Genomic DNA, 12,495 nt, shown 5'->3' on the forward strand with positions numbered 1-12,495 from the left:
ACCACCTCATCTCCCGGGCAAGCTTGCCCATCACATCTGTCAATGTGCCAATCGAACACGTGCCGGCCATGGCCGGCACCTTGGAAACACCAGGCCCGCGGCAGGTGAACTGCGTGTGGGCTTCTTCCTGAAATGTGTATCCACGCTCTTAGCCGCAAAGGCTACAATTGCCGCCTTTGCAGACATGCAGGACACTCGAGCGCCCCGCCTTGGCCCGCGTTCCGGGGCCCGTCACGCCCGCTCCGGTCAACTGTTCGGCCTGGCTGCGAGGCCTCCATTGTTCGGTGACGCTGACCTGCACATTGCGTGCGGTAATCATCGTTTCCGGCTCGACGCTTTGCTCGCAATAAGGACACTCGACTGGATTGTCGCGCCTGGATACGGCGAGTAGTTTTTCGAAGATGCCCTCACACGAGGGGCAACGCATATCGTAAAGAGGCATGGCAGGTATCCCGGTTCGATCGTCAAAAAGGCCGGCGCGCAATGCGCCGGATGTCTCGGCGGAACGACTATGCCCGCCCTTTCCTGTCCGTCAATCTCCCCGTTAGTTCCTGTGGCCCCAGAACGCGCGATCATTGAGCATCCCGGTCGGGGCGATGTTCTTCTCGAAGATCGCAAGCGGCAACGACACGGTGGCCGAGCAATTCGGAATATCGACAATGCCGCCGATGCGCCCTTCGACCGGCGCCGCGGTGAGCAGCATGTATGCCTGCGGTCCGGTGAACCCATGCTGCATCAGATAATCGATTGCCTTCAGGCAAGCCTGGCGGTACGCGACCGTCGCATCCATGTAGTAGTTCTTGCCGTTCTCGACGCTGATGCCCTCAAAGGTCAGCCATTGGTCGTAGTGCGGCCTGACCGGGCTCGGCATGAAAACCGGCGCGCTCAGGTTGTACTTGGCCATGCCCCCTTTGATCAGGTCGAAGCCGACATGGGTCGCGCCGTCCATTTCAATTGCGCCGCAAAAGCTGATCTCGCCGTCGCCTTGGGAAAAATGCAGATCGCCCATCGAGAATCCCGCGCCTTTGACGTAAACCGGGAAGAAAATCCTGGTTCCGCTGGAAAGGTCCTTGATGTCGGTGTTACCGCCATGTTCACGCGGCGGAACCGTGCGCGCTGCCTCTTTCGCCATCCGGTCGAACGCAGCTCCACTCACGCCGCGCAGCACGGCGGTAGACGGCTCGGGCGGTTTGGCAAGACCCAGTGCCGCCAGGGGCGCCTCGCGGCGATTCCATTCGCCCAGCAATTCGGCGGACGGCAGACAGCCCATCAGGCCAGGGTGCGTCAACCCGGCGATGCGTACGCCCGGAATATGGCGCGAGGTCGCGTACAAACCCTTGAGGTCCCAAATCGCCTTGGCCGGATCGGGGAAATAGTCGCCAAGAAAACCTCCGCCGTTGCTCTTCGCGAATACGCCGGAAAACCCTACCGGCGTGATCGGTTTGATATCGAGCAGATCGACAACCAGCAAGTCGCCTGGCTCCGCCCCTTCGATATGGAACGGACCGGTCAGCGGGTGGGCACGGGTAAGGTCGATGTCGCGCACGTCGTCGGTGCCGTCATCGTCCTTGATTTGCGCATCGAGAAAATCGAGCGACTCGATGATGATCTCTTCACCGGGCTTAACCGTCGACAGAAACGGAATATCCGGGTGCCAGCGGTTATGGCCGAGTTCGGCTTGCTCGGCAAGCGGCACGCCAGGTTTAATGGTGAAATGTTGCATCTATTCTCTCCGTGGTATCACGTTGCAATTGCACTGCGGCTTAAAGTCCCGACTCAGGCAGCCGGATAAACACATGCGGCGCAGCCGGCCTGATAGCCGCCGTTGACGGTGTCGTCCTTGATCTGCGTACAGACCTTGGCTGTCCATTCGGCTTTTTCCAGCACCATGCCGTCAGGCAACGTGCCTCCGCGTGCGTCGACGCGCAGCAGGCAAACCGGGCAGGTCTGCACCGACGCAGCGGCACGACCTTTATGCCGGTCGGTAAAGCCGGCATGGCCGAAGCGGTTGTAGTACATGTAGCCAATCATCTTGCTCACTCCTTTCCAATAAGCAGCGCGCGTCGGGTTTCCGCGCTGCATCGCATAATTTCGGATATCAAACGGACAGGTAACCGCTGATCTTTGCGATATCGACTTCGTCGCGCCGGTTCTCATGGACGAAGCGGCCCTTCTCGATCACCAGCAAACGGTCCGCAATGTCCATCGTGAAACTGAGCACCTGCTCGGAAACGATGATGGTGAGTTGCTTGAGCGTGCGGATCTCCTTGAGGGAGCGGGCAATGTCCTTGATGATGGAAGGCTGGATTCCTTCAGTAGGCTCATCGAGCAACAGTACCTTCGGATTGGTAACAAGCGCGCGCGCAATGGCGAGTTGTTGCTGCTGCCCGCCCGACAGATTACCGCCGCGGCGATCGCGCATATCGTAGAGAACCGGAAACAGATCGAATACCTCCGCTGGCACCTTGCCGTGCGCCGAGTCCGGCAGACCCGCCTTGATGTTTTCGAGCACTGTGAGGGTCGAAAAAATCATTCTGCCTTGCGGCACATAGGCGATCCCATGCGCGACTCGCTCGAACGGTTGCAGTTTTGCGACGTCGACGCCGGCCACTTCCACCTTTCCCGCACGGCACGGCAGGATCCCCATCAACGATTTGAAAAAGGTGGTCTTACCCATGCCGTTGCGCCCCATCACTGCGACGATTTCGCCGGCGGCGGCGCTCAAGTCGAGCTGATGGATCACTTCGCTCTGACCGTAGCCCGAGACCAGTCCGCTAACGTTGAACATAAGGTGTTCCTTTTGATATGCAAAGTTGCCGTTCTGGCGCTGCAGGATCGAGCTTCAATGCCCGAGATACACTTCGATGACTTTCGGGTTGGACTGCACCGCTTCCATGCTGCCTTCGGCCAGCACCTTTCCCTGATGCAGCACAGTGACGCGGTGCGCGATGTTCTTGACGAACTCCATGTCGTGCTCGATCACCACCACCGACCGATTCTTTGCCACTCGCGCCAGCAGTTCGGCTGTCTTTTCACGCTCGGACACGCTCATGCCGGCAACCGGTTCGTCCAGCAGCATCAGTTCGGGATCCTGCATAAGCAACATGCCGATTTCGAGCCACTGCTTCTGGCCGTGACTAAGCAACTCGGCGGTGTGATCCAGCATCTCGGTGAGGAATACTTCCTCCGCAATCTGGCGCACGCGTTCGTCGACGTCGGCCGTGCGCCGGAAAGCGATGGCACCGAACACGCTGCGTCCTCGGGGAAAGGACACTTCGAGGTTTTCGTACGTCGTAAGATTTTCGTAGATCGAAGGAGTCTGGAACTTGCGGCCTATCCCGGTGCGGACGATCATGTGCTCGCTCATCTTCGTCAACTCCTGGCCTTTGAATTTGATGCTGCCGCCGGTGGCGCGCGTCTTCCCGCTGATCAGGTCGAGCACGGTCGTCTTGCCCGCACCGTTCGGACCGATTACCACACGCACTTCATTGCGGTCCACATAGAGGTTCAAGCCGTCCACAGCCTTGAAGCCATCGAATGAAACCGTCAGGTCCTCAACCGATAAAACAAAATCTTTTTGAGCCATGATGTTCTCTGTATTTGCGGGTAGACGAGCGTCAGGCCTTAGGTTCGGAAGCTGAAGTTGCGACCAGCCCGCGACGTCGCAGATAGCCGGCAACCGGTAAGCGCGCCAGCAGCTTCTTGCCGTGACTTTCATAAAGGCCCGCCAGTCCATTGGGGAAGAACATCACCACGCCAATGAAGAGCGCGCCCATCAGGAACAGCCAGAGCTGCGGGAACGATTCCGAAAAATACGACTCGCCGAAGTTCACCAGCAAGGCGCCGTAAACGGCCCCGAACAGGGATGTACGCCCGCCCACTGCACAGAAGATCACCATTTCGATCGACGGGACAATGCCCACGAAGGAGGGCGACATGAAGCCCACCTGCAACGTGAACATCGCGCCGCCGATGGCAGAGAACACGGCCGCGACGCAGAACACGAATATCTTCAGGGCGGCCACGTCATAGCCCGAGAAACGTACGCGTTCCTCCTTGTCGCGCATCGCCACAAGCAGCTTGCCGAGCTTGCTCGAAAGCAGAAACTTGCCAAAGGCGATACACAGGAACAGCAGGCCCGCATTAACGAAGTAAAGGATGTAGTGCGCCGAAGTGGTGCGGATATCCCAGCCGAGCATCGTACGTAAATCGGTAATGCCATTTACGCCACCGGTCAGCCCCTGCTGCCCGATGATCAGGATCGACAGAATGGCGGCAATCGCCTGGGTCACAATGGCGAAATACACGTCGCCGACGCGCCGCTTGAACATGGCAAGACCGATCACGAAGGCCAGCAGGGCCGGCACCACCAGCACCGCCGCCACAGCGAACCACATGTGCCTGAAGGGCTCCCACATCAGCGGCAGGTGAGTGATCTGGTTCCAGTCCATGAAGTCTGGAATACCCGGCGTCGACTGAATCTTGGTACTGATCGGGTCGGATGCTTCCAACTTGAGGAACATCGCCATGCAATAGCCGCCCAGACCGAAAAACACGCCCTGCCCCAAGCTAAGGATGCCGCCGTAACCCCAACACAGCGTGAGTCCGATCGCCACGAACCCGTAAGTCAGGTATTTGCCCACCAGGTTCAGCCGGAAGATGTCCAGCGTCAGCGGCAACAGCACCAGTATCAGAAGGCCCAACCAGATGAACCCCATCACACCGGAGCGTCCGCCCAGCCACTTTAGAGATCCCGAATTCATTGCGTTCTCCTGCGATCGAACAATTAGCGCCGCACTTTGGTTGCGAACAGGCCCTGCGGACGTAGCATCAGAATGACGATCACGGCTGAAAGCGTCAGCACTTTCGCCATCGAGCCGGACAGGAAGAACTCGGTTGTCGACTGGGTCTGAGCGATCGAAAACGCTGACGCAATCGTGCCGAACAGGCTTTGCGCGCCGCCAAAGACCACGGTCAGGAAGGTGTCGACGATATAAAGCGAGCCGCTTGTCGGGCCGGTCGAGCCGATGGTCGTAAACGCCGCGCCCGCTATGCCGGCAATCCCGCATCCAAGCGCAAAGGTCAGGCGGTCGACCTTGCCGGTGTTGATCCCGACCGCGCCCGCCATGACCCGGTTCTGGGTCGTGGCCCGCACTTTCACGCCCCACTGTGATTTGTACAAAAACAGCAGCAGGACCGCCGTGAGCACAATGGTGACGACCATCACCATCAGGCCGTTGATCGGAATATCGAGGCCCTGATAGGGCGTGAGCGAACCCATCAGCCACTGCGGAAGATCTGGACTGACTTCTTCGGAGCCGAACACCGAGCGAAAGGTTTGCTGCATCGCAAGCGATAGACCCCACGTCGCCAGCAGCGTGTCAAGAGGACGCCGGTAGAGATGGCGAATCAGCAGCCATTCCACCAGGTAGCCGAATGCAAAAGCAACCGCAAACGCCACCAGAACAGCCACGAAGAAATAGACTGGTTGCAGTGCCGGTGCATATTTGTGGGTCAACACCGACAACACGTAAGTGGTGTAGGCACCGATCGTCAGAAACTCGCCGTGCGCCATATTGATCACGCCCATCTGGCCAAAAATGATGGCCAGGCCAAGCGCCATCAGCAGCAAGACGCTGAAGACCGAGAGGCCGTTGAAACCCTGCATAGCGACGATCGCGCCGAACTGCGAGAACCAAGCCATGGTTAATCCCCTGCGCGGCCTGCATTCGAGCAGGCTGCCTTGAACATCGAAAAGTGCGGTAACTACTGCGGCTTCCCACAGGCGGCCGTGTTAGCGGCCGCCCGTGCGACTTTCACGGTTTTTATTGATAGCCCTTCGGAAACGGATTCGGCTCAATCAAGTCCGATTTGTAGACGACCTTGAACTGACCATCGCGCTGACCCTGACCGATCAACGTGTTGCTCCAGAGGTGGTGATTCTGGTGAACCTTGACGTAGCCTTCTGGCGCGTCCTTGAACTCCAGACCCGGCGAAGCCGCCACCACCTTATCGACGTCGAAGCTGCCGGCTTTCTCGCAGGCCATCTTCCACAACCACGGGCCGAGGTACGCGGCCTGGGTCACGTCGCCGATCACTGCGTCATTGCCGTACTTGGCCTTGAATGCCGCAACGAATTTTTTGTTGGCGGGGTTGTCCAGGCTCTGGAAATACTTCATGCACGAGTAGAAGCCCTGGAAGTTTTCACCTCCGATCCCCAGCAACTCATCTTCGGTCACCGAGATCGTCAGCAACAGCTGCTTGTCGCCTGTCACGCCGGCGGCCTTCAGTTGTTTGTAGAACGCGACGTTGCTACCGCCCACCACGTCAGCGAAAATCACATCCGGCTTCTTGAACTTCATCTTGTTGATGAGCGAACCGAACTCGGTGTTGCCAAGCGGGTAGTACTCTTCGCCGACTACTTCGCCGTGGAGCACGTTTTCAATGTGCTTGCGGGCGATCTTGTTGGAGGTGCGCGGCCAGATGTAGTCGGAACCGACCAGATAGAAGGTCTTCGCCTTCTTCTCCTTGGCGAACCAGCTCAGGCTGGCCAGCACTTGCTGGGTTGCTTCCTGGCCGGTATAGAAAACATTCTTCGACTGTTCCAGGCCTTCGTAGAAGGTCGGGTAGTAGAGCAGGCCATTGTCTCTTTCGAACACCGGCAGAACGGCTTTGCGCGACGCGGATGTCCAGCAGCCGAACACAGTGGCGACCTTGTCGCTTTCGAGCAGCTTGGTCGCCTTTTCCGCAAAGGTCGGCCAGTCGCTGGCGCCGTCTTCCTGGATCACCTTGATCTGGCGCCCGAGGATCCCGCCCATCGCGTTGATCTGTTCGATCGCGAGGCGTTCGGCACGGATCGACCCGGTCTCGCTGATCGCCATCGTACCGGTTGATGAGTGCAACTGACCAACCGTCACTGTGCTATCTGTGACCGCCCTGCCCGTCGTGCTGACTTGCGAAGTCAGTGGAGCGGCAGCGAACGACGGCTTGGCCATCATCGCAAACGGCAGCGAAGCCAGGCCAAGAGCAATTTTGCGGCGAGCCGGAGAGGCAGGTTCGGCAGCGTGGGCGGATGACTCGTCAGCGTGGTCGCCGCCGTTGTCGTCGAAGCGTTGTGTCATGTTCAAAGTCCCTTTCTGCGTAGTTTTCAGGTCTGGCCGGCGGGCCGGGCGTGACGCGAAGTGCACGCGCCAGCCTGCATGGCGCCGACACATTGGCTTGTTTGTCGTTGAAGGCGGGTGCAGGATAGGTATCCGAATTCCGCATCGATATACGTCATTTGACTTACCAGCGCGCGGCGCTACCGTACGAGCGCCGCAATGCGCTGGCACGAGCGGGTTTGCGGCACCTGCAATCGCGTCGCTGCATGGAGAGTGCGCGGTCCTACGTCAAATGACGTATCGGCCGGCTCGCGGGGCGGCGCTATGCGCGACGCGCATAAGGGGAAGTTGGCACGTGAAATTGGCACGTGAAGAGGCCGCGTTAGCAGTGAGCAACGGCGCTGGCATCTCGGTGAGAAAACGCCATCGCACTGTCCCGGTGCAGCAATGCCACATTAGGGGCGCGCCGCGCGCCGCCTTGCACCTGCGCAGCGCATATCCAGCGCCGCTGGCTTCTGCACGCTCTTGCTAGCTTCATACGGACCGTGGGCACGTGGCATGCTGCTTGCGTCTGTTGGGCGCTTCGTTCCGTCCACAGTCCGATCCCGAATAATTTTGGTGAACCACTCCCCCGAATCAGCGCTGCCACACGCGATACCCGTCCAGCGCATCATCAAGGTACGGCGCGACTACAACACCTGGGTCGCCGACGAAACCATCGAAGACTATGCGCTGCGTTTCACACCACGCACATTTCGCAAATGGTCCGAGTTCCGGGTGGCCAATACTGCGTTCGGCGCGATTTCATTCCTCGCCCTGGAAGCAATTGGCGGATCGATTACCGTCAGTTACGGCTTCACCAATGCGCTCTGGGCGATCCTGTTTGTCGGCGTGATCATCTTTCTGGCAAGCCTTCCGATCAGCTACTACGCCGCGAAATTCGGCGTCGATATGGATCTGCTGACGCGGGGCGCCGGGTTCGGTTATATCGGCTCCACGATCACATCGCTGATCTATGCGTCCTTTACTTTCATTTTCTTCGCGCTGGAAGCCGCCATCATGGCGCTCGCGCTGCAGCTGTACTTCAAGATCCCCGTCTCGCTAAGCTATTTGATCTGCGCGGTGATCGTCATCCCGCTCGTCACGCACGGCATTACACTGATCAGCCGCTTGCAGGCATTTACCCAGCCGCTTTGGGTCGTGTTGCTGCTGCTACCCTATGCAACTGTGATCTGGAAAGAACCGGGCCTGCTGCGTGAACTGCCGAGCTTTCTCGGCAACGCCGGCAGCGACGGCCACTTCGACCTGCTGATGTTCGGTGCCGCCACCACCGTGCTGATTTCCATGATTGCGCAGGTCGGAGAACAGGTCGACTTTCTTCGCTTTCTGCCCGAGCGGACCGCGCTCAACAAGCGCCGCTGGACGCTATGCATGCTGAGTGCCGGCCCGGGCTGGATCATTCTTGGTGTGGCCAAGCTGCTAGGCGGCTCTTTCCTCGCCTTCCTCGCAATACAGCATGAGGTGCTGCCCGACCGCGCGGTCGAACCGACCCAGATGTACCTCGTCGCGTACAAATACGTGTTCGGTTCGCCTGAAACGGCACTGCTGGTCACTACCTTCTTCGTTATCCTGTCGCAACTCAAGATCAATGTGACCAACGCCTATGCGGGATCGCTGGCGTGGTCCAACTTCTTCGCGCGGCTGACCCATAGTCATCCGGGCCGTGTGGTGTGGCTCGTGTTCAATGTGCTGATCGCGTTCATGCTGATGGAGCTTGGGGTGTTCCGCGCACTGGAACAGGTCCTCGGGCTTTATTCGAATATCGCGATCAGTTGGGTGGGCGCGGTCGTGGCCGATCTCGTGATCAACAAACCGCTTGGCCTGAGCCCCGAGGGCATCGAATTCAGGCGCGCTCATTTGTACGCAATCAATCCGGTGGGGGTTGGCGCGACGCTGATTGCTTCGTCGCTGTCGGTGCTGGCGTTTACTCATGTGCTGGGCGAGACTGCCCACGCGTTCTCGGCGCTCATTGCGCTCGCGACCGCCCTGATTGCCGCGCCGGCGATCGCCTGGGCGACCGGCGGCAAATACTACATCGCGCGCCAGCCGGTCGCGCTGGCCGGCGTTCCGCTGGGCAAGGGCTATCAGTCGATTCGCTGCTGCATTTGCGACAAGGCGTACGAAACCGAAGACATGGCGCACTGCCCGGCTTATGAAGGACCGATCTGCTCTCTGTGCTGCACGCTGGATGCGCGTTGTCATGACGTGTGCAAACCGGGCGCACGGCTATCCGAACAGACCAATGCAGTGATACGCTGGCTTTTGCCCAAGGCGCTGTCGACCCGTTTCAATACGCGCATCGGCCAGTACCTGCTGCTGTTCGTGCTGGTGACCATGATTCTGGCCGCCATTCTCAGCTTGATCTATACGCAGGAGTCGGTGCTTGTCAACGAACTCTCGCCGGCCGTCGACGTGCTACTGCGTGCGGCATTCCTGAAACTGTTTGCGGTGCTGGCGCTCGCGGGCGGGATTGGCTGCTGGTGGAGTGTGCTGACGGCCGAAAGCCGGCGCGTTGCGCAAGAGGAATCGAACCGGCAGACTCATTTGCTGCTCGAGGAAATCGATGCCCACCAGCGCACCGATGCGCAGTTGCAACGTGCAAAGCAGGCAGCCGAAAGAGCCAATTTAGCGAAGAGCCGCTATGTCACCGGCATCAGCCACGAATTGCGCACGCCGCTCAACAGCATTCTCGGCTATGCGCAGATGCTCGAACAGGACACGTCCATTCCTCCCCACCGCCATCTCGCACTGGCGGTGATTCGCCGCAGCGGGGAGCATCTCGTTTCGTTGATCGACGGCCTGCTCGATATCGCCAAGATCGAGACCGGCAAGATGACGCTCGAAGTCGAGGAAGTGCGCTTTCCCGAATTCGTCGCGCAGTTAGCCGATATGGTGAGCTTGCAGGCGCGTGCCAAGGGCATCACCTTCCATTACGAGGCGCCGCCCAATTTGCCCTGCGCCGTGCGTGCCGATAAAAAGTGCGTGGGCCAGGTCCTCATCAATATCCTGGGCAACGCGGTGAAGTTCACCGATCGCGGCGATGTCACGCTGCGCTTGCAATACCGCCGGGAGATGGCCGTCTTCGAAATCATCGATTCCGGCGTGGGCATTGATGCGGATGACTTGACTCGCATCTTCCTGCCGTTCGAGCGCGGCGCCAATGTTCCGGGCGGCTCGGAAAGCGGCACAGGGCTAGGCCTGACCATCGCCAAGATGCTCACGGACGTGATGGGAGGCACCCTGACCGTAACGAGCGAGACCGGCCGCGGCAGCACATTTCGCGTCCAGTTGTTCTTGCCGGAAGTGCGCGACCCGAAGCCGGTTCCAACCGTTCCTAAACTGCCGATCGGCGGCTATGCCGGCCCGACGCGCCGTGTGCTGGTGGTAGATAACGAGCGGGTGGACCGCGAGTTGCACGTCAAGCTGCTTGAGCCGCTGGGCTTCGAGGTTCAGGAAGTCGCTTCCGGAATCGAGGCGCTGCGCGCCGTCTCTTCGTTCGCACCCGACCTGATCCTGCTCGATATCGGCATGCCGCAACTGAATGGGTGGGAAACCGCGCGCTTGCTTCGCGCGAATCTGTTGAGCAATGCGCCGATTATCGTGGTCTCGGCCAATGCATTCGACAAGGGCCGGAAAAACGCAGCCGGCATTCGCAACGAGGATTTCCTCGTCAAGCCTGTCAATGTTGTCGAACTGCTGGAATTGATCCGCGAGCGCCTGAATCTGCAGTGGGTCCCGGCAATGCCAGCTGATGCGGCGCAGATAGCGCCAGCAGACCCGCTCCCCGCCGCGGCAACCGCGATTCCACCAACCGAAGTCGCGTTACCCGACCCGGAACTGTTGCGCAGCCTGCACGAGGTCGGCAGCCTCGGGTACGTGCGTGGCATCCTCGACAAGCTCAGCGAGATCGAGCAGCTGGACCCGTCCTATGGAGTTTTCACGGGGATCTTGCGCACGCATGTCGAGCGCTTCGACCTTCCTGAATATTTGCGATACCTTGACCGAACCATACAGGCGAACCCCGATGCTACGTCCTGATCCGCTTCGCGATGTCGTCCTGATTGTTGACGACGCCCCCGAAAACCTCTCTATCCTGCATACGCTGCTAGATAAATCGGGCTACACGGTGCTGGTCGCAACCGACGGCGCGGGGGCATTGGACCGCGCCCGCCGCTTGCCGCCGGATCTGATCCTGCTCGATGCGGTGATGCCCGGCATCGATGGCTTTGAGACCTGCCGACAGCTCAAGGAGGACCTCCAGACCCGTACGATTCCGGTGGTGTTCATGACCGGTTTGACGGAGACCGAGCATATTCTGCAGGGTTTCCAGGCGGGCGGGGTCGATTACATCACCAAGCCGATTCGTCCGGCCGAAGTAATGGTGCGCATCGCTTCGCACCTGCGCAATTCACGCCTGGTCGTGCAAACCCGGGCGGCGATGGATGCTGCCGGCCAGGCTGTGGTCGCCGTGGACCCCAACGGCGAAGTGCTGTGGATGACGCCGCTTGCCCTGTCGTGGCTGCGCAGCTCACTCGATGCACACGGTCGTCTGCCGGCCGCGTTGTGCAGCTGGCTTCATGACGCGCTCGAGGCTCCCGAGGTCAGGCCGTTCGAGTTGATGGCCGCGAGTGAACAACTTATCGTCAGCCGGCTGCGTCGCGGCGCGCAGGGCGAGGAACTGCTGCTGATCCAATGCAAGGCCGGTTCGCCCGGACCCGCCGCGTTGATGCAGGCGTTCCGGCTAACTCCTCGCGAAGCCGATGTGCTGTATTGGGTCGCGCTGGGCAAGACCAATCGCGATATCGCCGATATCCTCGGCATGAGCCCGCGCACCGCCAACAAGCACCTTGAACACGTCTTCGAAAAGCTCGGTGTGGAAACCCGTACCTCGGCCGCACGCATGGCTTTGAATGTGGTGACCCGGCGCACCATGCAGTGAGGCGCGTCGGCGAGCCGTTGCATCGCGGGCGCCTCGAGGTCTCACTCGCAGCCGGGTGCGTGAAATCCCTCGTAACGGAATTCGACGCGGATAGTTTTGCGTCAGTAACCTCGGCCAGGTCTTGGGAAGATTGCAGCACCGGGTCGAATCCGCCGACATTTAGCCGCCGTCCCCACGTCAATTCCCGAATGTCTGCAAATGGCCGAAGTTTACGCGTGGGCCATCGGGCAGCATTCTGTTGCTGACCGGCCGTCTGGGTGAAGGCATCGTTGGATCGCTGAAAGGCAACACCTGGCCGGGTCGGGTGCGAACCTCGGTCTAATCCACCCAGAGCGGGCGCCAAGGTCGGGTACCACAATCGAACTCGGCACTGTCAACTTACGGGGCTTCGTCGAT

At 59.8% G+C, this 12,495-nt stretch carries 10 protein-coding genes; 2 read left to right on the plus strand and 8 right to left on the minus strand.

The genetic code is table 11. The annotated features are described in order from the left end of the window. Nucleotides 1-148: 148 nt before the first annotated feature. From P0D89_RS37350 to urtA, 8 genes are all read right to left on the minus strand, one after another. Nucleotides 149-442 carry an FmdB family zinc ribbon protein gene (locus P0D89_RS37350; RefSeq protein ID WP_408366424.1) on the minus strand — a complete coding sequence of 98 codons (294 nt, stop codon included), beginning with the start codon at nucleotides 440-442 and terminating at the stop codon, nucleotides 149-151. 102 nt (nucleotides 443-544) lie between these two features. Beyond that, nucleotides 545-1,723, minus strand: coding sequence for a formamidase (gene fmdA / locus P0D89_RS37355; RefSeq protein ID WP_408366426.1), 1,179 nt, complete (start codon nucleotides 1,721-1,723; stop codon nucleotides 545-547). A 53-nt stretch (nucleotides 1,724-1,776) separates the two neighbouring features. Next, the gene (locus P0D89_RS37360; protein ID WP_408366473.1) at nucleotides 1,777-2,031 is read right to left on the minus strand and encodes a hypothetical protein; all 255 of its coding nucleotides are present in this window, start codon (nucleotides 2,029-2,031) and stop codon (nucleotides 1,777-1,779) included. Nucleotides 2,032-2,098: 67 nt separating this feature from the next. Continuing rightward, a complete protein-coding gene (gene urtE / locus P0D89_RS37365) occupies nucleotides 2,099-2,788 on the minus strand; it encodes an urea ABC transporter ATP-binding subunit UrtE (protein WP_408366428.1) in 690 nt (229 codons plus the stop codon). A 54-nt stretch (nucleotides 2,789-2,842) separates the two neighbouring features. Then, nucleotides 2,843-3,586, minus strand: coding sequence for an urea ABC transporter ATP-binding protein UrtD (gene urtD, locus P0D89_RS37370; protein WP_408366430.1), 744 nt, complete (start codon nucleotides 3,584-3,586; stop codon nucleotides 2,843-2,845). A gap of 31 nt (nucleotides 3,587-3,617) precedes the next feature. Next, entirely contained in the window at nucleotides 3,618-4,763 is a 1,146-nt protein-coding gene (gene urtC, locus P0D89_RS37375) for an urea ABC transporter permease subunit UrtC (protein ID WP_408366432.1), read from the minus strand. Between the two features lie 23 nt (nucleotides 4,764-4,786). After that, the gene (gene urtB / locus P0D89_RS37380; protein WP_408366434.1) at nucleotides 4,787-5,704 is read right to left on the minus strand and encodes an urea ABC transporter permease subunit UrtB; all 918 of its coding nucleotides are present in this window, start codon (nucleotides 5,702-5,704) and stop codon (nucleotides 4,787-4,789) included. A gap of 121 nt (nucleotides 5,705-5,825) precedes the next feature. Continuing rightward, nucleotides 5,826-6,998, minus strand: coding sequence for an urea ABC transporter substrate-binding protein (urtA, locus tag P0D89_RS37385; RefSeq protein WP_408366475.1), 1,173 nt, complete (start codon nucleotides 6,996-6,998; stop codon nucleotides 5,826-5,828). 717 nt (nucleotides 6,999-7,715) lie between these two features. Between urtA and P0D89_RS37390 the strand changes: the two genes are divergently transcribed. Beyond that, the gene (locus tag P0D89_RS37390; RefSeq protein WP_408366436.1) at nucleotides 7,716-11,198 is read left to right on the plus strand and encodes a hybrid sensor histidine kinase/response regulator; all 3,483 of its coding nucleotides are present in this window, start codon (nucleotides 7,716-7,718) and stop codon (nucleotides 11,196-11,198) included. Then, nucleotides 11,185-12,099 carry a response regulator gene (locus P0D89_RS37395; RefSeq protein ID WP_408366438.1) on the plus strand — a complete coding sequence of 305 codons (915 nt, stop codon included), beginning with the start codon at nucleotides 11,185-11,187 and terminating at the stop codon, nucleotides 12,097-12,099. The genes P0D89_RS37390 and P0D89_RS37395 overlap by 14 nt, the downstream gene beginning before the upstream one ends. Nucleotides 12,100-12,495: the final 396 nt, after the last annotated feature.

Origin of the sequence: Paraburkholderia sp. RL18-085-BIA-A (assembly GCF_046027075.1) — a bacterium.
In the GTDB taxonomy this organism is placed as follows: Bacteria; Pseudomonadota; Gammaproteobacteria; order Burkholderiales; family Burkholderiaceae; genus Paraburkholderia.

Excerpts from the sequence above, each read along its gene's own strand:
- P0D89_RS37350 (WP_408366424.1), bottom strand. The coding sequence starts at position 442 with ATGCCTCTTTACGATATGCGTTGCCCCTCGTGTGAGGGCATCTTCGAA.
- fmdA (WP_408366426.1), bottom strand. The coding sequence starts at position 1,723 with ATGCAACATTTCACCATTAAACCTGGCGTGCCGCTTGCCGAGCAAGCC.
- P0D89_RS37360 (WP_408366473.1), bottom strand. The coding sequence starts at position 2,031 with ATGATTGGCTACATGTACTACAACCGCTTCGGCCATGCCGGCTTTACC.
- urtE (WP_408366428.1), bottom strand. The coding sequence starts at position 2,788 with ATGTTCAACGTTAGCGGACTGGTCTCGGGCTACGGTCAGAGCGAAGTG.
- urtD (WP_408366430.1), bottom strand. The coding sequence starts at position 3,586 with ATGGCTCAAAAAGATTTTGTTTTATCGGTTGAGGACCTGACGGTTTCA.
- urtC (WP_408366432.1), bottom strand. The coding sequence starts at position 4,763 with ATGAATTCGGGATCTCTAAAGTGGCTGGGCGGACGCTCCGGTGTGATG.
- urtB (WP_408366434.1), bottom strand. The coding sequence starts at position 5,704 with ATGGCTTGGTTCTCGCAGTTCGGCGCGATCGTCGCTATGCAGGGTTTC.
- urtA (WP_408366475.1), bottom strand. The coding sequence starts at position 6,998 with ATGATGGCCAAGCCGTCGTTCGCTGCCGCTCCACTGACTTCGCAAGTC.
- P0D89_RS37395 (WP_408366438.1), top strand. The coding sequence starts at position 11,185 with ATGCTACGTCCTGATCCGCTTCGCGATGTCGTCCTGATTGTTGACGAC.